Origin of the sequence: Microbacterium terrae (assembly GCF_017831975.1) — a bacterium.
Classification (GTDB): Bacteria; Actinomycetota; Actinomycetes; order Actinomycetales; family Microbacteriaceae; genus Microbacterium; species Microbacterium terrae.
Genome location: NZ_JAFDSS010000001.1, coordinates 1,658,777 through 1,682,009 on the forward strand (window position 1 = coordinate 1,658,777; position 23,233 = coordinate 1,682,009).

Here is a 23,233-nt window from a genome sequence, read left to right on the forward strand (position 1 = left end):
CAGCGGGTCGCGGCCCGGGTCGCGGCCGGCAGGTCACGCCTGCGTCGACCCCGGCGGATCAGTCCGCGTCGGCGACGAGGACCGAGGACTCCAGCGTCGCCGCCGCGGTCACCGCCGCGTCGCGCGCGGCCGCGGTGAGGGCTGCCCCGTCGTACCCGGTCGAGTCGCTGAGGGCCACGCCGACCCCGATCACCGGCAGTACCCCGCCGCCGACCCGGCCGAGGTCGTCGAACAGCGCACCGTAGACCGCGGCGGCCTGCCGGCGTGCGTGCTGGGGCGAGTCGACGAGCGTCCCGACGAGGAGGCCTGTCTGGCCGTCCTCCGCGACGAAGGCGTTCGAGGGCGCATGCCGGCGCACCCCGCCGCGGAAGGCGTCCTCCGTCGCGTGCGCGACCTCGCTGCCGAAGGCGGTGGAGATCTGGTCGAGGTCGTCGATGCGCACCGCCGTGACGGCGACCGTCTCGCCCCGCAGCGCGGCGCGGTGGCACAGCTCCCCGATGGCTCCCCCGAACACGTCTGCGGAGAGGATGCCGTCGCGCGCGGTGCCCAGCCCCGCGCGTCGCACCTGTCCGCGCATGGGTGCGCGTGTCGCACGGAGCACGGAGGTGACCACCACCGCCACGATCGTCAGCGTGACGGTGAGGAAGCTCATCGGCACGGTGCCGAACGCGGCCTGGAAGAGCGCGCTCTCCGGCCCCGAGGCGAGGAACACCGTCGTGCGGGCCACGAAGAACACGGCCTCGATGATCAGAACGATCCCGAGCACCAGCGCCGAGCGCGATTCGCGCAGGTCGCCGCGGAGGCACTCGACGGCGCCGAAGGCCGAGAACAGCAGCAGCGAGACGAACATCCAGACCGCACCTGCCCAGTCGCCGCCGTCGGGGCCCGCGAGCACGACGGCCACCGCCGCGCCGATAGCGGCGCCGGCGACCAGGAGCGACGACCACAGCATCGGTCGCTCGTTGAAGCGGCGGCATCCGAGCCACATCGCCCCCGTTCCGGCGACGAAGGCCGCGTTGCCGACGGCGATCGGCCACCGCGCCGCCGCGTCCTGCGACCAGATCACATACGCGAGCGTCGTCAGCATCGCGAGGAGGTACCCGATCGCCCACACCCGCCCGGCTCCCTCGTCGCGGCGCAGCAGCGTCTCACTGATGAAGAGGATGCCGCTGATGTTGACGACGAGCGCCGTCATCACCATCACGCTCATCACGTCCAGACTCATCGTGTCGTCCCTTCCCCGTCGCCCGGACCGATCGCGGGCAGCTTGACGACGAACGTCGAGCCGACGCCGACCGAGCTGTGCAGCGCGAGCTCACCGCCGTGTGCGCGCACGATGTCACGGCTGATGGCGAGCCCGAGCCCTGTTCCGGCACGCCGCGCGGCGCCGGCCTGGTAATAGCGCTGGAACAGCCGTTCCCGGTCGGCTTCGCTGATGCCGGCTCCGGTGTCGCGCACCAGGATCCAGCTCGACGTCCCGTCGGTGGTGGTCCCCATGTAGACGGTGCCGCCGTCGCGGTTGTATGTGATCGCGTTCGAGACGAGGTTGTCGACGACCTGACGGATGCGCAGGGCATCGGCCCAGATCGGGGCGGCCTCGACGCCGTGGATGTCGAGCGTGATGGCTCGGCCCTCCGCGCGCGGCCGGAGCGCCTCGGCGCTCGCCCGCACGATGTCGCCGGCCTCGATGATCTGCGGTGTGAGCGAGGCTTCGACCGACGACGACGAGGAGCTCGATGCCGCCAGGATGTCGGCGACGATCCGCAGCAGCCGCTCGGCGTTGCGCTCCGCGATGTCGAGGTTCGCCCGCACCGCGTCCGGCACGGCCGGATCCTCGATCGCGAGGTCGAGGTAGCCCAGGATCGAGGTCAACGGCGTGCGCAGCTCGTGCGACACCGACGCGACGAGGTCGTCGCGCGCTCGCAGCGCGGTGAGCTCGGCGGTGACGTCGCGAGAGATGATCACCGCGCCGTCATCCTGGCCGGCCGCGTCGACGAGCCGTCGTGCCGTGATGCTGAGCGCCTGGCGTGGTCCGTCGGGACTGCCGTACCAGACGACCTGGCCCGCGAACGCCTCACCGCGCAGCGCCCGCTCGAGGGGACCTTCGGCCGCCGGCAGGGGGCTGACGCCGTCGTCCCGGTACGCGATCGCCGCGGCGTCGCCGTCCGCCGTGGGCACGGAGCTCTGCAGGCGGCCGTGCGCGTCGTTGGTCACGGCGATGCGCCCGTCGGCGCCGATGCGGATGACACCGAAGTCGACGGCGTCGAGCACCTCGGTGAGCTCCTGCTCCTGGCGCCGGGTGACCGCGAGCACCTGGCCGAGGAGCACCGCCTGCTTTGCCAGGAGCGTGCGCTGCGCGTCGGAGCGCCGCGCGGCGAGATGGCTGGTGACGGCGACCGCGACGAGCACGAACGGCACCAGGAGCTTCGTGTACGTCACCACCTCCTGGGCACTCACGAAGAGCAGCATCGCGATCGCGACGATCGCGGCGATGACGCCGAAGAGTCCCAGCAGCCCGAACGTCGACGCGATCCAGGTGGTGGGGAAGATCCAGAGCAGCCCCATGACCGACGTCGGCTCCGCCAGCTGCATCAGCGCGATGGCGACGATGTCGACGGCGGGCACGAGAGCCACCCAGCCCGCTGAGATCCGGTTCCACGGCACCACGAACGTGGCCGCTGTCGCGAGGAAGACGACGACCACGCCGGCGAAGAACAGTGCCGTGTCGCCGGCGAAGTCGCCGATCGCGATGAGGAGCGCGAGGGCGAAGACTACCGTGCCCAGCAGCAGCTGGTTGAGCATGGCGGTGCGCTCGCGGGTGCGGTCGACGATGCCGTCGCGCAGCCACGCCGCCCTCATGCGCGCGGTGCGGACCGCGTCGCCACTCGGTGGAGGTTCGACGGCCATACCGTGACGGTAACGGATGCCGCGACCGCGCGCGCGGTCATGCGTGCGATCCACCCCGTGCTTCCCGTGCGCGGCCGTGCCGCAGCATCCCCGGGGTACGCGAAAGGGCCGCCACCCGAAGGTGACGGCCCTCTCAGACGTTCTCAGCCGATCAGCGGCCCGAGAGCTTCTCGCGGAGCGCCGCGAGAGCCTCGTCGTCGGCCAGCGTGCCCGCGGGGCCGCTGTCGGACGAGTACGAGCTCGAACCGGTCTCGACGGGCGCAGCAGCCTCGGCCTCGAGAGCCTTGGCGACGGCGGCCTTGTGAGCCTCCCAGCGACCCTGAGCAGCGGCGTACTCGGCTTCCCATGCGAGACGCTGCTCGTCGAAGCCTTCCTTCCACTGGTTGGTCTCGGGGTCGAAGCCCTCGGGGTACTTGTACTCGCCGTTCTCGTCGTACTCGGTGACCATGCCGTACAGCGCCGGGTCGAACTCGGTGCCGTTGGGGTCGACCGACTCGTTCGCCTGCTTCAGCGAGAGCGAGATGCGGCGACGCTCGAGGTCGATGTCGATGATCTTGACGAAGACCTCTTCGCCGACCGACACGACCTGCTCGGCGAGCTCGACGTGCTTGCCCGACAGCTCCGAGATGTGCACGAGGCCCTCGATGCCGTCTGCGACGCGAACGAACGCACCGAACGGAACCAGCTTGGTGACCTTGCCGGGTGCGACCTGGCCGATGGCGTGGGTGCGGGCGAAGACCTGCCACGGGTCCTCCTGCGTCGCCTTGAGCGAGAGCGACACGCGCTCACGGTCGAGGTCGACCTCGAGGATCTCGACGGTGACTTCCTGACCGACCTCGACGACCTCGGAGGCGTGCTCGATGTGCTTCCACGACAGCTCGGAGACGTGGACGAGACCGTCGACGCCGCCCAGGTCGACGAACGCACCGAAGTTGACGATCGACGAGACCGTGCCCTTGCGGACCTGGCCCTTGTGCAGGTTGTTGAGGAACGTGGTGCGCGACTCGGACTGCGTCTGCTCGAGCAGGGCGCGGCGCGACAGCACGACGTTGTTGCGGTTCTTGTCGAGCTCGAGAATCTTCGCCTCGATCTCCTGGCCGAGGTACGGCGTCAGGTCGCGGACGCGGCGCAGCTCGATGAGCGACGCCGGCAGGAAGCCGCGCAGGCCGATGTCGACGATGAGACCACCCTTGACGACCTCGATCACGGAACCGGTGACGACACCGTCGTTCTCCTTGATCTTCTCGACGTCACCCCAGGCACGCTCGTACTGCGCGCGCTTCTTGGAGAGGATGAGGCGACCTTCCTTGTCCTCCTTCTGGAGAACGAGGGCTTCGACCTCGTCGCCGACCTTGACGACCTCGTTGGGGTCGACGTCGTGCTTGATGGAGAGCTCGCGCGAGGGGATGACGCCCTCGGTCTTGAAGCCGACGTCGAGGAGGACCTCGTCGCGGTCGACCTTCACGACGGTGCCTTCGATGAGGTCTCCGTCGTTGAAGGACTTGATGGTCAGTTCGACCGCGGCCAGGAAGTCCTCGGCAGATCCGATGTCGTTGATCGCGACCTGCTTGGTGGCCGGGGCGGTCGTTACGGTAGTCATGTAGTGGGTTGTCCTTGTTGGGTTGGGGTGTCGGGCTTCGGCTTTTCGCCGGCTCCGAACGCGCGAGGGCGAACGGATGCCTCGAGCCGAGGCGAAGCGGATTTTCTGTCGTGCGATGCCACCGGGTTCCGATTCGAACCGGACCCAGGCGTGGCTGAAGAGCCACACGAGTGACAGTCAATGGTAACAGAACGCGTCTGTCGCTCGCCATGTTCCTCGCGCACCCGGACTCCGCCGTATCGGCGGCCTCGGAACCCTGTTCCGTCGCGGCTCAGGAGCTGCCGCGCGAACGGGTTCCGGGCTTCCGCCGCGTCAGCGCGGAAGGTCGATCGGTGCGGTGGATGTGGCGTCGGGATCGAACGGCGGGATCGGCGCGGTGTAGTGCTCGCCTCGCAGCTCCGCCAGCCGCTGCGCCTCGCGCTCTTCGGCGACGTCGAGCCAGCCCCGGCGCCGCGGCGCGGGCGGTTCGGCGGCGTAGGAGACCGCGGCGACGTATGCGGGAATGGCCGGCGGCGGCACGACCGGGGGCTGCGGGGCGACCGACGCCAGGTGGGGCGACTCCGGCGTCCGCGCGGCGGCGCCGCGCAGCCCCGCCTGCTGGATGACGCGCTGGATGGTGAGGCCGCGCTCGTCGGGGTGCCCGACGTAGCGGATGTCGCGCAGCCCCTGCTCCTGCGCGGCGGACTCGAAGACGAAGTGCCCGTAGCCGAAGATGCGCCCGATCATCGGCTTGTGCACCGAGATGTCGAGGATGCGCGAGAGCGGCATGGTGGCGATGCTTTGCGAGAGGATGCCGTGCACGCGGAACACCCGCATGTTCGTGATGACGAAGCGGTCCATGTGCCGGTCGAGCAGCCGCCAGAGGGCATGACAGCAGATCGCACCGCCGATCAGCGCCGGCACCCACCATGCCTGCGCCGGCACGAAGAAGGCGAAGAGGAGCACCACGGCGCCGGCCCACAGCTCGAGGGCGGCGGAGACCATCGCGGCCCAGTGCTTGCGCACCTCGTCGATCACCACCTCGCCCTGGTCGGCGATCAGGTGACGGCCGATGCGCGGGTCGAGCACGGCTAGCCGTTCGCGAGTTCGACGAAGAACTGCGTGACAGCCACGCCTGCTCCCCAGACCGCGCCGATCGCGCCCTGCACCGCATTGGCGGCATCCTCAGGACGCGTCACCAGGTAGAACACGGCGAACGCGATGACCAGTGCCAGGGCGATCCGCTTGACGATCTTCACGGTGAGGGGGTCCTTTCGGGTCGGCGACAGCGGGCAGGGTCCCCCCACTGCACTCTGCCAGTTCTACCCCGAGGAGCACCGTTCCCCCCGCAGGCGCGGCGGCGTGGCGGCTCAGGGGCGCAGGAGCACCTTGGTCGCGCGACGCTCGTCCATCGCCGCGTACGCCTCTGCGGCATCCGTCAGCGGGAGCTCGAGGTCGAACACGAGGCCGGGGCGGATCGCCCCTGAGCGCACGTCGGGCAGCAGCTCCTCGATGTACCCGCGCACCGGGGCCACTCCCCCGTTGACGCCCACGTTCCGGTTGAACATCTGGCGGACGGGCAGCTCCGGGCCGCCGTTGGGGACGCCGACGTAGCCGACCATGCCGCCCGGGCGTGTGGACCGCAGCGCCTGGTCCATCGACTCCTTGGTTCCGACGCACTCGAGCACCCGGTCGGCCCCGATGCCGCCGGTGAGGGCGCGCACCGCCTCGACGCCGGCGTCGCCCCGCTCCTCGACGATGTGCGTCGCACCGAACTCGCGGGCGAGCGCCTGGCGCTGGGGGTGCCGCGACATCGCGATGATCGTCGTCGCGCCCAGGCGCTTGGCGGCGATGATCGCGCAGAGCCCCACCGCGCCGTCGCCGACGACCGCGACCGCGTCGCCCGCGCCGACACCCGCCGACACGGCGGCGTGGTGCCCGGTGCCCATGACGTCGCTCAGCGTGAGCAGCCCCGGGACCTCGGCATCCGCCACCGGACCGGGCACGACGGCGAGGGTGCCGTCGGCCAGCGGCACGCGCACGCGCTCTCCCTGCCCGCCGTCGGCGAATCCGCCGACCCGGTCGTCGGATCCCCACCATCCGCCCGCGAGGCACGAGGTGCTCACCCCGTTGCGGCAGTTCGCGCAGGTGCCGTCGCACACGTAGAACGGCGCGATCACGAAATCTCCTGCGGCGACCGTGGTCACCTCGGGGCCGACCGCCTCGACGACGCCGACGAACTCGTGGCCGATGCGGTGCGGTCGGTCGGTCGGCGTCACGCCGCGGTACGGCCACAGGTCCGAGCCGCAGACGCAGGCGGCGACGACGCGCACGATCGCGTCGCCGCCGGTGGACAGCACGGGGTCGGCGACCTCTTCGACGCGGATGTCACGGGGGGCGTGGATGACGGTGGCGAGCATGGTCCGAGCCTACGGCCCGCGCCCGCCGTGTGCGCGGCATCCGCCTACCCTGGTCGCATGACGATCGAACCGGGCCGCTATCGGCACTTCAAAGGTGCGGAGTACGAGGTGATCGGCGTCGCCCGCCACAGCGAGACCGAAGAGGACCACGTGGTGTACCGCTCGCTTTCCGGCGGCGGCTCGCTGTGGGTGAGGCCGCTCGCGATGTGGGCGGAGCAGGTCGAGCGCGACGGCTACCGCGGACCGCGGTTCTCGCCGGTGGACTGATCGGCAGGATGCTCGGCGTGTGCCGCGCCGAGCCGGCTGTGGCGCCTGCCCCACAGCAGATAGAACGCCAGCACGACGGCGACCCACACGGCGAACCATGCATACGTCGTCCACCCGAGACCGGTGATCAGGTACAGGCACGCGAGGATCGCCAGGATCGGTGTGACCGGGTAGCCGGGCACGCGGAAGCCGCGCGGGAGGTCGGGGCGGGTGCGTCTGAGGACGATCACCCCGAGCGACACGACGATGAACGCGACCAGTGTTCCCATCGACACCAGATCCCACAGGCTCGACAGCGGCACGAGCCCCGCGAGCGCGGCGACCGCGCCAGCGACGACGACGGTCGAGAACACGGGCGTGTGGTGCCTCGGGTCCACCCGCGCGAAGGCCGACGGGATGAGGCCGTCCCGGCCGATCGCGTAGAGGATGCGCGTCTGCCCGAACAGCGTGACGAGGGTGACCGAGAAGATCGAGATCACGGCCCCCGCCGCGAGGAGCGTCGCCGGCCAGTTCGCGCCGAGCACGTCGCCGAGGATGACGGCGAGCCCGGCGCTCTGCTGCTCGGGATCGGAGAAGTCCTGCCAGGGCTGGGCCGAGACCGCCGCCACGGCCACGAAGAGGTACACGACCACCACGGTTGCGAGGGCGATCATGATCGCCCTCGGCAGCGAGCGCTGCGGGTCCTTCACCTCGTCGCCCGCGGTCGAGACGGCGTCGAGGCCGATGAAGGTGAAGAAGATGGTGCCGGCCGCCGCCGTCACCCCGCTGACCCCGTGCGGGGCGAAGTCCGCGAAGTGGTCGGCGTTGAACGCCGTGAGCGAGATCGCCGCGAACATCACGAGCACGCCGAGCTTGATGACGACCATGATCGTGTTCACGGCCGCCGACTCGCGGGTGCCGCGCACCAGGAGCAGGGCGCACAGCGCCACCAGCACGACGGCGGGGAGGTTCACGATGCCGCCCTCCAGCGGACCCGCCAGCAGCTGAGCGGGCAGCGCGATGCCGAACAGGTCGGACAGCAGCCGGTCGAGGTATCCGCTCCAGCCCGACGCGACGGCGGCGGTCGACACGCCGTATTCGAGCATCAGACAGGCCGCCACGCCCATGGCGACGACCTCGCCGAGCGTCGCGTAGGCGTACGCGTAGGTCGAGCCCGACACGGGCACCGCCGACGCCATCTCGGCGTAGCAGACCGCGGTGAGTCCGGCGACCATCGCGGCGAGGACGAACGACACGATCACCGCAGGACCCGCGAGCGGCACCGCCTCGTGCATCACGAAGAAGACCCCCGTGCCCACCGTGGCGCCGACGCCGAGCATCGCGAGCTGGAACGTGCCGAGGCCGCGTTCGAGTCCGCCCACGGCGGGCTTGGTGATGCCGATCGGCTTCCGCCGGAACAGCTCGCGGGCGAACCCCATCGCACACCTCCCACGCTCGTCGTCCCGAGTCTAGGGACGTGGATGCCTCGCACGGGGGGCGGATGCCGCGTGGCGGGGCATCCGTCGCCGATGCCCTGGTGCACCGATCCAGCCGCTGCTAGCGTGCCAGGCACCGACGCGCCTCCCGCGACCGTGAAGGGGACGAGATGACAACCGCCGACAGCACAGCCCCAGCCGGCTCACCGGCCGGGAGGCCCCGCGAGGAGTGGACAGGGCAGCTCGGGTTCATCCTGTCGGCCATCGGATCGGCCGTCGGTCTCGGCAACATCTGGCGCTTCCCGGGCGTCGCGTACGAGAACGGCGGCGGCGCGTTCCTCATCCCCTATCTCGTCGCGCTCATCACCGCCGGCATCCCGATCCTCTTCCTCGACTACGCGATCGGCCACCGGTTCCGCGGGGCGGCCCCGACGTCGTTCCGGCGGCTCGGCGGCGCCGCCGGCCGCTGGCTCGAGTCGCTCGGCTGGTTCCAGGTGACGATCGCCTTCGTCATCGGCCTGTACTACACCGCCGTCATCGCCTGGGCGATGAGCTACTTCGTGTTCTCGTTCGATCTGCGCTGGGGTGACGACCCGGCGGGCTTCTTCACCGGCGAGTACCTGCACGTCGGCGAGCCCGGCGTGAGCCTCGAGTTCGTCCCCGGGGTGCTCGTCCCCCTCGCCCTGGTCTGGATCGCGGCGATCATCGTGCTCGCGGCCGGCGTCGCCAAGGGCCTGCAGCGCGTCAACGTCATCTTCCTGCCGCTGCTCGTCGTCGCGTTCCTCGTGCTCGTGGTGCGCGCGCTGTTCCTCGACGGCGCGGCAGACGGGCTCAATGCGCTCTTCACGCCCGACTGGGCGGCGCTCGCCGACCCGAACGTGTGGATCGCCGCCTACAGCCAGATCTTCTTCTCGCTGTCGATCGCCTTCGGCATCATGATCACGTACGCCTCGTACCGTCGGCGGCGCGCCAACCTCACCGGCCCCGGCCTCGTCGTCGCGTTCGCGAACTCGTCCTTCGAGATCCTTGCGGGCATCGGCGTGTTCGCGACGCTCGGCTTCCTCGCCTTCCAGCAGGGAGTCGAGGTGGCCGAGCTCGAGGGCATCGCCGGTGTCGGGCTCTCGTTCATCACGTTCCCGGCGATCGTCTCCCAGATGCCGGGCGGCCCGATCTTCGGCATCCTCTTCTTCGGTTCGCTCGTGATGGCCGGATTCACATCGCTGGTCTCGGTGCTGCAGGTGGTGTCGGCCGCGATCCAGGAGAAGTTCTCGCTCACGCCGCGCGGCGCGGCCGTCGGCGTCGGCGGAGTGTCGGCGGTGCTGTCGATCCTGATCTTCTCGACGACGACCGGGCTGCTCGCGCTCGACGTCACCGATCAGTGGGCGAACAACATCGGCATCGTCGCCTCGGCCGTGTTCACGACGATCCTCGTGATCTGGGTGTTCCGTCGCGGTCCTGAGCTGCGCGCGCACCTCAACGCCGTCTCGACGTTCCAGGTCGGGCGCGTGTGGGTGCTGCTGGTGGGCGTCCTCGCGCCGGTGGTGCTCGGCTACATGCTGATCTCGCGCATCACCACGCTGCTCGTCGACGGCTATGAGGGCATGCCCGGGTGGTACCTGGCGCTCTTCGGCTGGGGCACGGTGCTCGTTCTCGTGGTGGGTGCGGTGATCGGCACGGTGCTGCCGTGGCGCCGCTCGCCCGACGACTTCACCGCGTGGCCGCCGTTCCCGGCCGATGCGGGCACGACGACACAGACGGAGGCGCGCCGATGACCCCGATCGCGATCACCTTCCTGCTGCTGGCGATCGCCCTGGTGTGGGGCGGGCTCATCGCGAGCACGATCTACCTGCGCTCGCGCCCCGAGCGAGACGACTACCCGCCGGGCGCCGCCGACGACCACCGCGAAGACGTCGCGCCCATCGAGCACGACACCTGAGCGCGGCGGGCGCCAGGCTTGGCGGAACTCAGTTGAGTGCTCGGGTCTCCGCCGGGATGACGCCGCCGGCGTACAGCGCGGCAGCGGCATCCTGCAGCGCCGTCAGTGCCACCCGCTGCGTCATCGGCCCGTACGACACGCGTGCGACCCCGAGCGCCTCGTACTCGCCGGCGCTCAGCGCGCCCGGAAGGCCGATGACGCTGATCTTGCGCTCGCCGATGCCGTCGACGAGCTGTCGCGTCACGGCGGCGTCGAGGATGCCCGGCACGAACACCAGGTCGGCGCCCGCCGCGAGGTACGCACGGCCGCGCTCGATCGCGTCGGCGATCGACTCCTCCACAGGGCGCCCGCCCGCACGGACGAACGCATCGGTCCGCGCGTTCAGCACGAAGGGGACGCCCTCGGCTTCGCCGGCCGCGATCGCCGCCTCGACAACTGCGACCGACTCGTCGAGCGGACGCAGCCGGTCCTCGATGTTCGCACCCACGACGCCGACGCCGATCGCGCGGCGCACGGTGTCTCCCGCGTCGCCGAAACCGGCGTCGAGGTCGGCGGACACCGGCAGGTCGCCCACCGCGTCGACGATGCGGCCGACGAGGTCGAGCATGATCTCGAGCGGGATGTTCTCTCCGTCGGCGTAGCCGAACGTCGCGGCGATCGAGTGCCCGGCGGTCGCGATCGCGCGCGTCTCGGGAAGGGCGGCGATCGTCTTCGCCGACACCGCGTCCCACACGTTCACCACCTGGAGGATCTCCGGTGCGGCGTGGAGGCGTGCGAGGGTCTGTGCCTTGTCAGCGGTAGTCGTCATGGGTTCCACGCTAACGCGCCGGCATGGCGTGCGGGTTGCCGCGATGCGGCGACTTCGCGGCCGGCATGGGGGTTCCTGTCAACGGGGGCATAAGAACCTCCCAGCCCGGGTTGAGAGGTTGGATCCGTTCGATCGGCCCGGCGCCCGACCTGAGTGCGCCGCCGGATCGACACGCGACGGAGCGAGACCGCACCCCGTGCCGCACACCCCGCGGCAGGAGGGGCGGTCTCACCCGATACCGCCCAGAGCCGGCGTGCGCATTCCCCCCGGAGCGCCCGCCGGCTCCTTCGTTCCGGCCCGTTTTGACTTCGTCGCCGTGCGGGCACTAACGTCCCCTCGATCGGACGAGGGGATCGACATGGGCGAACCGACTGTGCGGGCCGTGCTGCGCACGCCCCAGTTCTGGTGGCGCGTCGCCATCGTCTTCGCGTGTGCGCTCGGCCTCATGAGCGGTGAGCGCCGGCTCGCGTACTTCACCACGCAGAGCAACGTGATCGTCGTCGCCTACTTCGCAGTCGCCGTGTTCTGGATGCTGCGGCGGCGACGGACGGATGCTCCGGCCCCCGTGCTCCGCGGCGGGGTGACGCTGTGGATCGTCATCACCGGGCTGGTCTCGCACGTGCTCTTGAACCAGGGGGCGAGCCCGTTCCCCGGAATGGCCGATCCCGATGCCGCGGTCGCCCTGGCCAACCAGTCGCTGTTCATCCTCCACTACGCCGTGCCGGCGATGGTGCTGCTCGACTGGGTGCTGTTCCCGCCGCACGGCATGGTCCGGTGGCGCGATGCCGGGTGGTGGATGCTCTACCCCGTCGCGTACGGCGCCATCACTCTGGTACGCGCGGCGGTGTTCCCGACGGTGAGCGACCGGTTCCCCTACCCCTTCCTCGACTACGTCGACCTCGGCGCGGGCGTCGTGGTGTCGCTGCTGCGCGTCGTCGCGGTCATGGCTGTGCTCGCGGTGGGCGTCGTCGCGCTCGACAAGCTGGCGGCCGCCTTCACGCGCCGGCGCGTCGACGAGCGCCGGTACGATGCCGACGAACGTCCGCGCGACGCCGACGAGGCGCCGGACGCGGTCTCGGTGTAACCGGCAGCCGCCGGGCGGCGGCTCAGTCGGCGACGTCGCCGTCCACATACCACCAGCGGTGCCGCTGATGCACGAAGCGGCTGCGCTCGTGCAGTTCACCGCGCTCGCCGAGCCCGCTCCACCGCGCGCGGAACTCCACGATCCCGTCCGCGTCGCCGGCCGCACCTCGGACCGTGTCGACGATCCGCAGCCCGGTCCAGCGCAGCGCCGCGTCGATCGTGAGCTCGCTCGGCCGGGTGCGCGGATGCCACGTGTCGGCGAGGTAGCGCGCGTCGCCGATCGCGAACGCGCAGTACCGCGATCGCATCAGGCGCTCGGCGGTGGGAGCCGCCTCGCCCCGGTGGAGCGGACCGCAGCACCGGTCGTAGGTCTGGCCCGACCCGCACGGGCACGGAGCGCCCGCCGCAGGCCGAGCGGTGCGAGGGGTGGGCTGGCCGAACGACATGGCCTCCACGGTAGCCGCCGCAGTGCTTCGCACCGCTGTGGATAACCGGGGTCGTGCGGCCGCCCCGCGCACTACCGTGGGGGCGTGGTCTCACGGATGCTCCCGCTCGTCGCCCTCATCGCCGTCGGCGCCGCGCTCTCGGCGTGCACCGCCACAGCGCCCGAACCGACCGAGACGGCACTGTTCTCCGACGAGGACGAGGCGTTCGCGGCGGCCGAGGCGACATATCGCGCCTACGTCGACGCGCTGAACGCGGTCGACCTGAGTGATCCGGACACCTTCGAGGACGTCTACGCGTGGACCACCGGGGATCTCAACGCGTCGGATCGCAAGGGACTCTCGGCGTATCACGCCGACGGGGTCGTTGTAGCCGGTGATTCCGTCATAACGATCTTGGAACCGTTCGACATCAGCGACAGTCTCGATGCGGTCCAACTTGCGGCTTGTGTCGACATCTCCGATGTCAATGTCTTTGACTCTGAGGGCGATTCGCTCGTTGACGCTGACCGTCCCGACTTCCAACAGACAACAGTCACGCTCGAGGAGTCCACGAACTCGGAAACAGGGCTGCTGGTCGCGAGCATCTCGCCGCGAACGGATGGAACGAAATGTGGGTGACTCCGTTCGTCATTGCCGTGACACTCGGACTGTCGGGGTCGGCGGTAGCAGGCGACAGTGACGGGGATGTCGGCGGCTGGCAGAACGCGTACACGAGCGGTGAAGAGGTGATCCTTGAAGCAGGCGCACACCAGCCCGGGGAGACGCACGCGGACTCTAGTGACCAGACAGGCCAGCCCGACGACTACATCCCCTCCACCTCGCCAGCGCCAACCCCCACGGCCGAGCCCGAAGAGGACTGCGGTCCGATGAACCGCTGCATCTCGTATGAGGTGGTGGCGCTGCCCGAGGTAACGCTCGCAGACCTCGCGTCGTTCCGTCCGGCAGAACCCACACTCACCGGTCAGCCGACCGGTTTCGGCGTGGCGGGTATGCCGACCAACGTCGTGGCCGCGGCATCCGAGCAGCATCTGTCGGGCACCCTGCTCGGCTGGGACGTCACGGTGCGCTTCGTCCCTGCCGGCTTCGTGTTCGACTACGGCGACGGCACCACCGGTCGTGCGGACTCGGGCGGGGCGACGTGGGAGTCGCTCGGCCAGGCTCAGCTCACGCCGACCGGCACGAGCCACGTGTACGCCGCCCGGGGCGCGTACCAGGCCTCGGTCGAGGTGCAGTACGCCGCATCCGTCGACTTCGGCGGCGGCTACTGGCAGCCCGTCGCAGGGTTCGTCACCGCCAGTTCGGGCGGCTACGGCGTGCGCGTCGTCGAGGCGCGGACAGCGCTCGTCGACGAGACGTGCGCCGAAGACTCCTCCGGCCCAGGCTGCTGATCGGGCACCGCCGGCTCGACGGCCGGCGCCGACAGCAGGCGGCGAGCGCGCTGCGCGGCACGGACCACGGCGCGCGACGGCACGCCGACGGCGTAGGCCACCGCTCCCCCGACCGACCTGTCGTCGGGGCCGAGCACGCTCTTGCGCTCCCAGGCATCGCGCAGCGATCCGCCGCGTCTCGCGAGCGGGGCGAGGGGCGGCAGAGCTTCGGCACGTCGCGCGAGGGCGAGCTCCGCCAGCAGCACCTCGGCGTCGTCGTCGCCCGGGTCATGGAAGTAGTTCTGCTCGAGCCATTCGGGCTCGGGGTGGCGGAAGCGGCGTTCGATCACATCGCGCTCGCCTCCGAACAGCCCACTCCCCCGGAACACCTCGTTGATGAGCTCGGGCGAGACGCCGAACGTGTCGAGGGCGATCACGGGAACGCCGAGCGCCACCGCTTCGATCGCCGCGGTCGAACTGACCGTCACCATGCCGGCGGCGCCGCGCAGCGCCTCCGTCATCGGGCCGGTCTCGACCACCAGGTTCGCGGGCACCGGACCGAGGGCAGCGACCAGGTCGTCGAACGCGTCGCGCTCGATGTGGGTCTGGTGCTCGCCGCGCGCAGCGCGCAGCTTCAGCACGACGCGCCGCGCCGGGTCCGCGAGAGCTGCGGCGACCAGCATCCGCGCGAGCCGCACCCGATCGGCGCGGTCTGCCGGCACCTTGGCCTGCGCGGCGAACACCAGGTCGGTCCCGGTTGCACGATCCGCGCCGACCCCACCCACCCGCGCGTCTTCCGATGCGACGGCGAACGGCAGGCGCGACAGGGCGAAGCGGTGCCGCATCCCGCGGTCCGACGCGAGGAGGGCGAACTCCGACCGCTCGCGGTGCGAGTGCACCACGAACAGGTCGCTCTGCGTGCGGTACAGCAGCGCCTTGCGCGTCGCCGGCACCGAGATTCCGGGCAGGCCCGTCGCGATCGCCGGACGCCGCTCCAGAGCCGCCGCGTCGCGCGCCAGCACCCGCACGAGCGGCCCGCGGGCTCCGAGCACGACGACGTCGGCGTCCGCCAGGGCACGCCCCAGCTGGTCGTGGGCGATGCGCTGCACGTGCTCGCGCGCGAGACCGCTCCCCGCGACGGCTGCCTCGAGCTGCGAGTCGCTCACGACGAGCGGCGTGCGCAGCACCAGCATCCGGGAATCCCACGCATCGCTCAGCGAACCGAGCAGCGCGGCAGTCCACTTGACGTACGAATCGGTGTCGGCGATGCCGACGATGCGCAGCCTGGACGTCACGCGGGCACTCGGCGCAGCTTCGCCATCGGGGCGAGCTCGCCCGGGTAGACGCGCTTCACACCGTCGCCGAGCGCCTGCTCGATGATGCGGATGTCGCGCACGAGGTGCGCGAGACCGGTCGGCTCGAGCGACGCGGCGTGGTCGGATCCCCACATCGTGCGGTCGAGGGTGATGTGCCGCTCGACGGCGACCGCGCCGAGCGCGACGGCGGCGACCGAGATCTGCAGGCCGCGCTCGTGGCCGGAGTATCCGACGGGCACGCCGGGGTAGCGATCGCGCAGCACCGGGATCATCTTGAGGTTCGCCTCTTCGGGCTCCATCGGGTACGTCGAGGTCGCGTGCATGAGCAGCAGGTGGTCGGTGCCGACCACCTCGATCGCGGCGTCGATCTGGTCGATCGTCGACATCCCGGTCGAGAGGATGATGGTCTTGCCGGTGTCTCGCAGCGCACGGAGCAGCCCGATGTCGGTGATGCTCGCGGAAGCGACCTTGTGGGCGTGCACGCCGAGGTCCTCGAGGAAGTCGACGCTCGGTTCGTCCCACGGCGACGCGAACCACTCCAGCCCGCGCAGCATGGCGTGGTCTGAGATCTCGATGTACTTTTCGCGGTCGAACTCGACACGACGGCGGTAATCGAGGTAGCTCATCGTGCCCCACGGCGTCTCGCGCGGCATGTCGCGCATGTGCTCGGGAGTGGCGATCTCGGGGGTCCGCTTCTGGAACTTCACCGCGTCGGCGCCTGCGTCGGCGGCCACGTCGATGAGACGCTTCGCGACGTCCACGTCGCCGTTGTGGTTCAGGCCGATCTCGGCGATCACGTAGGCGGGGCGACCGCCTCCGATGACGCGCGATCCGATGCTGACGGTCATGGTGCCTCCTGGGCTGGGGTGAGAAGGGATGCGGAGCGCTGCTCGCGCGCGGCGAGCACGCGTTCGGCGAGGTCGCGGACCGCGCCGCGCCCGCCGGGGCGGTCGAGCACGACGCGCGCAGAGGCGATCACGTCGGAGTGGGCGTCGGGGACGGCGATCGGCCAGCCCACGATCTCGAGACATCCGAGGTCGTTGACGTCGTTGCCGACGTACGCGATGCGGGAGAGCGGGATGCCGCGGCTCGCGGCCCACTCCCGCAGCACCGCGGCCTTGTCGCTCGTCCCCTGCCGCACATCGACGCCGAGCTTGTGCGCTCGGGCGGTGACGACGGGGTTCTGCTCGGTCGACAGGATGAGCAGGGGGATGCCGGCGCGTCGGAGACGCGCGACACCCATGCCGTCCTCGCGGCTCACCGTGACCGACTCGGTGCCGCGCTCGTCGACCGTGGCGGTGTCGTCGGTGTGCACGCCGTCGAAGTCGGTGACGACGGCATCGACGTCCACCTGCATGGGCTGATCGAGCAGCGGCGCGAGGGCACGCGCCATCTCGAGTTCGTCGTGGGTGTCGATCTCGACGGCGGTGCGAGGAGCGACCGGCGCGATGCCGACGCTCCCGAAGAAGCGATGCTTGGCGGCGCGGAAGCCCGCGGCCCGCATGACGTAGAAGGCGCCGGTCTCGAGGTAGTGCGGTGCGCGGTCCTGGCGGCGCGGGCGCACCGCTGCGTCGTGGTTGAGCGCCTCGGCTGCGCCGCCTGCGCCCTTTGCCCAGAGGAACCCGTACGTGGACATCGCGGCGAACACGCTGTCGCGACGACGCGACCGCACCTGCTGCACCGCGGCACCGAGGGCATCGACGTCGATGAACGGCGAGGTCGGCTGGAGGAAGGCGAGGATGCCGATCTCGGCGCCGCGCAACTCGAGCACGTCGAGGGCGTGCAGCAGCGCGGCCTCGCTCGACGCGGCGTCGCCGGCGTACTCCTCCGGCCGCTCGACGATCTCGGCGCCCCACTCGGCCGCGACGGCGGCGATGTCGGCGTCGTCGGTGGTCACCACGACGCGATCGATGTCGGGGCAGCGCTGCGCGCTCGCGACCGCACGGGCCACGAGCGGGATGCCGCCCACCCGGCGCAGGTTCTTGCGGACGATCCCCTTCGAGCCGCCTCGCGCCGGGATGATGGCGACTACCTCGCTCATGCGCTCACCTGCGCGGTGCCCCTGCTCGGCCGGGGCGCCACCGTCGATCCGGTGCCGGCGAGCACGAGCGGAAGCGTGGTCAACGTGCTCGAGGGCAGCGTGACGACCTCGAGCGGGGTGCGGGCACCGGCGAGCAGAAGCTCGACCGGAACCGCAGCGCGACGGACCGTGATGCCGGCGACGGCGGCGACGGCGGCGAGCTGCTCGGCGCTCTCGCGTCGATGCGGCAGGTACACGGCGGTGCCGCCGGCGACGGCATCCGTCACCCAGCGCACGTACTCGGCGAGCCGCATGCGCCCGTCGACGACGCGTGCGCTTCCCAGCACGATGCGCCCCTCGAGTCCGGCGGCGCCCGTCGACGACGCCCGCGTCCACTCGAACCCGTGCGTGCGCACGGCGACCCCGCGCTCACCGAGCGCGTCGAGACGCGACGCACCCAGGTCGAACGCGGTGAAGAACTCGACGCGACCGGCAGCGGCGCGACGCATCACCGTCTCGTGCGCGAGCGGGGCGACCACCGTCGTGAGCCCGCGCTCGTCGATGCCGGGGCGCGCGTACTCGCGGCGCCCGAGGAGGGCGTCGGCGAACGCCACCGCGTTCGCTCCGTCGTCGAGGAAGGTCACGCGCCGCGGCCGCAGCACCGTGGCCGCGAGACGGAACTGTCCCGAGAAGCCGTCGCCGACGACCCAGTGCCCGTTCGACGCCAGCAGTTTCCAGGGGATGCCGAGGTACGGGTCCATCGGACCGAACGAGGCCCGGCGGGCGAGGAGCTCTTCGGCGGTCGACGACATCTGCGGGCCGAGTCGACCCGCGACGGGCAGCACCGTGCGGTGGGCGTGCGCCCACTCCGCTGCGCCCAGCAGCTGCAGGGGTGATTCCACCCATGCGATGACGCCGTCTCGGCTCATGGCCCGCCCTCTCTCCGGTCTCCTCACGATGGGTGGCGAGTGTGAACGAGAAGCCCACTGACGGGCGACCGGGGCTGGACCGGAAGGTGAACGAACGGTTGCGGCGACGGCGGCGATCACCGCGCCGCGTCGGCAGCCCGTGCCAGGATGAACCCGTGACCGACCGCCTCATGCTCCTCGATTCGGCATCCCTCTATTTCCGTGCGTTCTACGGAGTGCCCGACACCGTCCGCGCGCCGGACGGCACGCCGGTGAACGCCGTCCGCGGCTTCCTCGACATCATCAGCAGGCTCGTCACGACGTACCGGCCGACCCATCTCGTCGCGTGCTGGGACGACGACTGGCGGCCGCAGTGGCGGGTCGACCTCATCCCGACGTACAAGACGCATCGCGTCGCCGAGGTGGTCGCCGGCGCACCCGACGTCGAAGAGGTGCCGGACCCGCTCGAGGTGCAGGTGCCGGTGATCCGCGAGGCGCTCGGCGTGCTGGGCATCCCGATCGTCGGAGCTGCCGAGCACGAGGCCGACGACGTCATCGGCACGCTCGCCACGACAGCCACGCTGCCCGTCGACATCGTGACCGGCGACCGCGACCTGTTCCAGCTCGTCGACGACGCGCGCGACGTGCGGGTCGTGTACACCGCCCGCGGCATGAGCAACCTCGATGTGCTCACCGATGCGTCGGTCGTCGCCAAGTACGGGGTGCTGCCGTCGCAGTACGCCGACTTCGCCACGATGCGCGGCGACTCGTCCGACGGGCTCCCCGGGGTCGCTGGAATCGGCGAGAAGACCGCCGCGACGCTCCTCGCCGCCCACGGCGACCTCGCCGGCATCCTCGCCGCCGCCGACCGGGGCGAGGGCATGTCGGCCGGGGTGCGTGCCAAGCTCGACGCCGGCCGCCCCTACCTCGCGGTCGCCCCCACGGTGGTCGAGGTCGTGCGCGACCTCGACCTGCCGACGGTCGACGCGCGGCTGCACGCCCTCTCCGACGCGCAGCGGACGGATGCCGCGGCTCTGGCCGAGCGGTGGGCGCTGGGCACTGCGATGACGCGCATCATCGACACCCTCGACGCCGTCGAGTCCTGAGGCGGCGCGCCACCGCGCGATGGTGGGCGCGGGACGCTTCCTCGTGACGAAAGGGCGGGACCGAGCGGTCAGCGCGCCCGCCCGGTCCAGTCCTGCAGCCGCTCCAGCGGCCACGTCGTCACGATCCGGTCGGCAGGAACCCCGAGTCTCTCCGCCCGCACCGCGCCGTAGTCGAGGAGCGAGAGCTGCCCGGGGGCGTGCGCGTCGGAGTCGATCGAGAACAGGCATCCGATCTCGAGTGCCAGCTCGATGAGCTCGTCGGGCGGATCCTGGCGCTCGGGTCGTGAGTTGATCTCGACGGCGACGCCGTTCGCCGCACAGGCCTCGAACACCGGCCGCGGCTCGAACTCCGAGGGCGGCCGCGTTCCGCGCGCCCCCTCGACGAGCCGGCCGGTGACGTGGCCGAGCACGTCGACGTGCGGTCCGGATGCCGCGGTCACGAGCCGCCGCGTCATGGGGGCCCGCTCCATCCGCAGCTTCGAGTGAGCCGACGCGACGACGACGTCGAGCTCGTCGAGCAGATCGGCCTCCTGATCGAGTGCTCCCGCGTCGAGGATGTCGACCTCGATCCCGCTCAGCAGGGTGAACCCGCCTCCGCTCATGCCGGCGACGACGGCCAGCTGCTCCCGGAGCCGCTCGGCCGAGAGTCCGTTTGCCACGCGCAGACGCGGCGAGTGATCGGTCAGCGCGAGGTACTCGTGGCCGAGCGCGCGCGCCGCATCGACCATGAGGTCGATGGAGGTGAGACCGTCGGACCAGTCGCTGTGCGAGTGCAGGTCTCCGCGCAGCAGCGGACGGAGCGAAGACTCCTGCTCCACTCCCGCCCGCGTCCGCAGCTCGGCGAGATACGTCGGCACCTCGCCCGCGAGCGCCTGCTGGATCACCGCGAACGACGAGTCGCCGATGCCCTTGCGGCGCCGAAGCGACGCCGTGTCGCGCAGCTGCTCGTCCGTGAGCTGTGCGATCGCGTCGGCGGCCGCGCGGAACGCCTTCGACTTGTACCGCGACGACCGCTCCCGCTCGAGCAGCGTCGCGATCTCGGCGAGGGCCTCGTGCGGGGTCACCGGCGCGGCATCCCGGTCATCCCTCTGTGAGCGACGACCGCTTCACGACCACGGGCACGCTCGCCAGGCGATGAAGCGCCCAGCCGAAGAGGATGGCGAGCACGCCCATCGCCGCCGCGAACAGCGCGACGCCGTAGGCCACCACCGAGGTGAACAGCGACGCCCGCAGGAACGACGCGTCCATCACCGTCGCGCGCACCGGGTCGTCCTGGTCGAGTTCGGCGTAGGTCTTGCCGCCCGACGCCTCGAGCGCGTGGTGGTTGATGATGTCGGCCTGGATGTACGCGCTGATGGGGCCGGCGACCTGCTGGCCCTGCATCGCGACGGCGTCGTCGGGGATGGTGATGTTCTCGGCCTTGAGCTGGCCGGTGACGGCGATCCACGCGATGACGCCCACGACGATGAGCAGGATGCCGCCGATGATGCCGAGCACGCCCACGGCTTTGACCAGACCGACCTTCTTGACCGGCGGCGCGACCGCGTCGACGGTTCCGGCGTTCGACTCTTCGCTCATTGCTCGTTCCTCCAGAGGTGGCGGGTGACACGCGTCGCGCACCGTCCGGGGCGCTCGTGAGTCACGCTAGCGCCGCCTCCGCGTGCGGGGGAAGGCCCCGGGCCGGGAATATGCGACAGGATGCGCGAGAGTCGAACGAGGCGGTCCGACCCGGATCGCGCCGCCGGTCTGCGGCGACGGCGATCAGACCGCGAGCGAGCCGGTCGCGTCGACCCAACGGCCGAGAGTCGCTTCAGCTGCCCCGTCGTCGATCGCGAGCGCGGCGGCGTCGCGGGCTTCGGCGAGGCGCTCGAGGATCGGCCGCTGCACCTGCGCGGCATCCTGGAACAGCCGGTACGAGACGATGCCCGCGGCAGCGTTCAGCAGCACGATGTCGCGCACCGGACCCTGCTCGCCCGCGAGCACCCGCCGCACGATCGCCGCATTGTGCTCGGGATCGCCACCCAGGAGATCGCCGATGTCGGCGAGCGGGATGCCCAGATCACGCGGGTCGAGGTCGTGCTCGTGGATGTCGCCGCGGCTGACCTCCCACAGCCGACTGTGACCGGTCGTGGTCAGCTCGTCGAGCCCGTCGTCACCGCGGAACACGAGTGCTGTCGCGCCACGTGTGCGGAACACGCCCGTGATGAGGGGCACGCGGTCGAGCTGGGCGACACCCACCGCGTTCGCCTCGGCGCGGGCGGGGTTGCACAGCGGGCCCAGGAAGTTGAACACCGTGGGCACACCGAGCTCGGAGCGGGTGGGGCCGGCATGGCGGAACCCGGGGTGGAAGGCCGCGGCGAACGCGAACGTGATGCCCGCCCGCTGCAGGGTCTCGGCGACCGCCTCGGGCGAAAGCGTGAGGTCGACTCCGAGCGCCTTCAGCACGTCGGACGACCCCGACGACGAGGTCGCCGCGCGGTTGCCGTGCTTGACGACGGGAACGCCCGAGGCGGCGGCCACGATCGCCGACATCGTCGAGACGTTGACGGTGCCGAAGCGGTCGCCGCCCGTGCCGACGATGTCGAGCACGGCCGCGTCGACGGGAAGGGGCACGGCGGCCTCGAGGATCGCATCGCGGAAGCCGACGATCTCGTCCACGGTCTCCCCCTTGGCGCGCAGCGCCACGAGGAATCCGGCCAGCTGCGACGGCGTGGCCTCGCCGTTCATGACCTTGCGCATCGCCCAGGTCGACTCCGAGACACTGAGGTCGTCGCCTCGGAGAAGCGTGGTGAGGACGTCCGGCCAGGTGTAGAGCTCCGCCATGGATCAAAAGCCTATCGTCGCCGCAGCGATCGCAATCGATCTGTGACACGGCCGGATCGGGACGACGAATCCCGGTTCACTCGGCATTTTCCCGGGGTTCTCTTAGGTTGCCCTAAGTCGGAGCAAGGTGAATCACCGCCCTCCGATGCGAAAATCGCGACCGGAATTCGGCCATAATGGGGAGCGTGACGACCTCCACTGCGACCTACTCCCAGGCCATGCGGTCCGTCAAGCGGCCGGATCCGGTCGCCGTCGGAACCATCGTGTGGCTCGGCAGCGAGGTGATGTTCTTCGCGGGTCTCTTCGCGATCTACTTCACGCTCCGAAGCACTTCCCCCGAACTGTGGGCGGAGCGCACCGACCTGCTGAACATCCCCTACGCGACCGTCAACACGATCATCCTCGTGCTGTCCTCCGTCACGTGCCAGATGGGTGTCTTCGCGGCCGAGCGCTTCCAGCCCTACACCGAGAAGTCGCGCAAGCTCAAGGACCGCTGGGGCATGGTGCCCTGGTTCTGGCTGACGTTCGCCCTCGGCGCGATCTTCGTCTCGGGTCAGGTGTGGGAGTACGCGCAGCTCGTCGCAGAGGGCATGCCGATCTACGCGGATGCCTACGCGTCGGCCTTCTACCTGACCACCGGCTTCCACGCCCTGCACGTGACCGGCGGCCTCATCGCCTTCCTCCTGGTCATCGGCCGCGCGTACGCCGTCAAGAACTTCGGGCGCAAGGAGGTCACCACCTCGATCGTCGTGTCTTACTACTGGCACTTCGTCGACGTGGTCTGGATCGCCCTGTTCCTCGTCATCTACTTCCTCAAGTAAGAAGCGGAGCT

24 protein-coding genes are annotated in these 23,233 nt (G+C 70.7%); 8 read left to right on the forward strand and 16 right to left on the reverse strand.

Features of this window, described 5'->3' with window-relative positions; genetic code table 11:
• Positions 1-58: 58 nt before the first annotated feature.
• The 6 genes from JOD63_RS07690 to JOD63_RS07715 form a co-directional block, all read right to left on the reverse strand.
• Entirely contained in the window at positions 59-1,225 is a 1,167-nt protein-coding gene (locus JOD63_RS07690) for a hypothetical protein (protein ID WP_045277011.1), read from the reverse strand.
• On the reverse strand, positions 1,222-2,907 hold the full coding sequence (locus JOD63_RS07695) for a sensor histidine kinase (protein ID WP_245243884.1): 1,686 nt from the start codon (positions 2,905-2,907) through the stop codon (positions 1,222-1,224). The genes JOD63_RS07690 and JOD63_RS07695 overlap by 4 nt, the downstream gene beginning before the upstream one ends.
• A gap of 151 nt (positions 2,908-3,058) precedes the next feature.
• Positions 3,059-4,507: a 30S ribosomal protein S1 gene (gene rpsA, locus JOD63_RS07700; RefSeq protein WP_045277012.1), complete on the reverse strand. Its 1,449-nt coding sequence runs from the start codon at positions 4,505-4,507 to the stop codon at positions 3,059-3,061.
• Between the two features lie 312 nt (positions 4,508-4,819).
• Positions 4,820-5,575 carry a PH domain-containing protein gene (locus tag JOD63_RS07705; RefSeq protein ID WP_211088076.1) on the reverse strand — a complete coding sequence of 252 codons (756 nt, stop codon included), beginning with the start codon at positions 5,573-5,575 and terminating at the stop codon, positions 4,820-4,822.
• Between the two features lie 2 nt (positions 5,576-5,577).
• Entirely contained in the window at positions 5,578-5,745 is a 168-nt protein-coding gene (locus tag JOD63_RS07710; protein WP_157004052.1) for a hypothetical protein, read from the reverse strand.
• Between the two features lie 111 nt (positions 5,746-5,856).
• Positions 5,857-6,906 carry a zinc-dependent alcohol dehydrogenase family protein gene (locus JOD63_RS07715; RefSeq protein ID WP_045277013.1) on the reverse strand — a complete coding sequence of 350 codons (1,050 nt, stop codon included), beginning with the start codon at positions 6,904-6,906 and terminating at the stop codon, positions 5,857-5,859.
• Positions 6,907-6,963: 57 nt separating this feature from the next.
• On the opposite strand from JOD63_RS07715, the gene JOD63_RS07720 reads away from it, so the two are divergent.
• Complete coding sequence (locus JOD63_RS07720) at positions 6,964-7,173, forward strand: DUF1653 domain-containing protein (protein WP_045277014.1); 210 nt, start codon at positions 6,964-6,966, stop codon at positions 7,171-7,173.
• Here the strand turns inward: JOD63_RS07720 and JOD63_RS07725 are convergent.
• Entirely contained in the window at positions 7,140-8,591 is a 1,452-nt protein-coding gene (locus JOD63_RS07725) for an APC family permease (protein WP_045277015.1), read from the reverse strand. The two genes, JOD63_RS07720 and JOD63_RS07725, sit on opposite strands and share 34 nt — an antisense overlap.
• Before the next feature lie 167 nt (positions 8,592-8,758).
• Between JOD63_RS07725 and JOD63_RS07730 the strand changes: the two genes are divergently transcribed.
• The gene (locus tag JOD63_RS07730) at positions 8,759-10,360 is read left to right on the forward strand and encodes a sodium-dependent transporter (protein WP_045277016.1); all 1,602 of its coding nucleotides are present in this window, start codon (positions 8,759-8,761) and stop codon (positions 10,358-10,360) included.
• Positions 10,357-10,524 (forward strand): MetS family NSS transporter small subunit, encoded by a 168-nt coding sequence (locus JOD63_RS07735; RefSeq protein ID WP_157004053.1) that lies wholly within the window; start codon positions 10,357-10,359, stop codon positions 10,522-10,524. The genes JOD63_RS07730 and JOD63_RS07735 overlap by 4 nt, the downstream gene beginning before the upstream one ends.
• Positions 10,525-10,552: 28 nt before the next feature.
• On the opposite strand, the gene JOD63_RS07740 is transcribed toward JOD63_RS07735, so the two are convergent.
• Positions 10,553-11,332, reverse strand: coding sequence for an isocitrate lyase/PEP mutase family protein (locus tag JOD63_RS07740; RefSeq protein ID WP_045277017.1), 780 nt, complete (start codon positions 11,330-11,332; stop codon positions 10,553-10,555).
• Between the two features lie 358 nt (positions 11,333-11,690).
• Here JOD63_RS07740 and JOD63_RS07745 point away from each other — a divergent pair, with 358 nt between their 5' ends.
• Positions 11,691-12,416 (forward strand): Pr6Pr family membrane protein, encoded by a 726-nt coding sequence (locus tag JOD63_RS07745; protein WP_052682614.1) that lies wholly within the window; start codon positions 11,691-11,693, stop codon positions 12,414-12,416.
• Between the two features lie 22 nt (positions 12,417-12,438).
• Here the strand turns inward: JOD63_RS07745 and JOD63_RS07750 are convergent, their stop codons facing one another.
• Positions 12,439-12,861: a YchJ family protein gene (locus tag JOD63_RS07750; protein ID WP_045277018.1), complete on the reverse strand. Its 423-nt coding sequence runs from the start codon at positions 12,859-12,861 to the stop codon at positions 12,439-12,441.
• Between the two features lie 84 nt (positions 12,862-12,945).
• Here JOD63_RS07750 and JOD63_RS07755 point away from each other — a divergent pair, with 84 nt between their 5' ends.
• Positions 12,946-13,479 carry a hypothetical protein gene (locus JOD63_RS07755; protein WP_157004054.1) on the forward strand — a complete coding sequence of 178 codons (534 nt, stop codon included), beginning with the start codon at positions 12,946-12,948 and terminating at the stop codon, positions 13,477-13,479.
• Positions 13,476-14,249 carry a hypothetical protein gene (locus JOD63_RS07760; RefSeq protein ID WP_157004055.1) on the forward strand — a complete coding sequence of 258 codons (774 nt, stop codon included), beginning with the start codon at positions 13,476-13,478 and terminating at the stop codon, positions 14,247-14,249. Before JOD63_RS07755 ends, JOD63_RS07760 begins: the two co-directional genes overlap by 4 nt.
• On the opposite strand, the gene JOD63_RS07765 is transcribed toward JOD63_RS07760, so the two are convergent.
• From JOD63_RS07765 to JOD63_RS07780, 4 genes are read right to left on the reverse strand one after another with little or no spacing between them, the layout of a single operon-like run.
• Positions 14,168-15,523, reverse strand: coding sequence for a DUF6716 putative glycosyltransferase (locus JOD63_RS07765; protein WP_052682617.1), 1,356 nt, complete (start codon positions 15,521-15,523; stop codon positions 14,168-14,170). The genes JOD63_RS07760 and JOD63_RS07765 overlap by 82 nt on opposite strands.
• Positions 15,520-16,392: an N-acetylneuraminate synthase family protein gene (locus JOD63_RS07770; protein WP_045277020.1), complete on the reverse strand. Its 873-nt coding sequence runs from the start codon at positions 16,390-16,392 to the stop codon at positions 15,520-15,522. Before JOD63_RS07770 ends, JOD63_RS07765 begins: the two co-directional genes overlap by 4 nt.
• The gene (locus tag JOD63_RS07775; RefSeq protein WP_045277021.1) at positions 16,389-17,585 is read right to left on the reverse strand and encodes an acylneuraminate cytidylyltransferase; all 1,197 of its coding nucleotides are present in this window, start codon (positions 17,583-17,585) and stop codon (positions 16,389-16,391) included. Before JOD63_RS07775 ends, JOD63_RS07770 begins: the two co-directional genes overlap by 4 nt.
• Positions 17,582-18,493 (reverse strand): hypothetical protein, encoded by a 912-nt coding sequence (locus JOD63_RS07780; protein ID WP_045277022.1) that lies wholly within the window; start codon positions 18,491-18,493, stop codon positions 17,582-17,584. Before JOD63_RS07780 ends, JOD63_RS07775 begins: the two co-directional genes overlap by 4 nt.
• Positions 18,494-18,648: 155 nt before the next feature.
• Here JOD63_RS07780 and JOD63_RS07785 point away from each other — a divergent pair, with 155 nt between their 5' ends.
• Positions 18,649-19,578 (forward strand): 5'-3' exonuclease, encoded by a 930-nt coding sequence (locus JOD63_RS07785; protein WP_045277023.1) that lies wholly within the window; start codon positions 18,649-18,651, stop codon positions 19,576-19,578.
• 68 nt (positions 19,579-19,646) lie between these two features.
• Here JOD63_RS07785 and JOD63_RS07790 read toward each other — a convergent pair whose 3' ends face one another.
• The 3 genes from JOD63_RS07790 to trpD form a co-directional block, all read right to left on the reverse strand.
• A complete protein-coding gene (locus JOD63_RS07790; protein WP_045277024.1) occupies positions 19,647-20,642 on the reverse strand; it encodes a PHP domain-containing protein in 996 nt (331 codons plus the stop codon).
• Positions 20,643-20,658: 16 nt separating this feature from the next.
• On the reverse strand, positions 20,659-21,156 hold the full coding sequence (locus JOD63_RS07795) for a hypothetical protein (protein WP_045277025.1): 498 nt from the start codon (positions 21,154-21,156) through the stop codon (positions 20,659-20,661).
• A gap of 183 nt (positions 21,157-21,339) precedes the next feature.
• Entirely contained in the window at positions 21,340-22,401 is a 1,062-nt protein-coding gene (gene trpD / locus JOD63_RS07800) for an anthranilate phosphoribosyltransferase (RefSeq protein ID WP_045277026.1), read from the reverse strand.
• Positions 22,402-22,577: 176 nt separating this feature from the next.
• Between trpD and ctaE the strand changes: the two genes are divergently transcribed.
• A complete protein-coding gene (ctaE, locus tag JOD63_RS07805; protein ID WP_045277027.1) occupies positions 22,578-23,222 on the forward strand; it encodes an aa3-type cytochrome oxidase subunit III in 645 nt (214 codons plus the stop codon).
• Positions 23,223-23,233 lie beyond the last annotated feature (11 nt).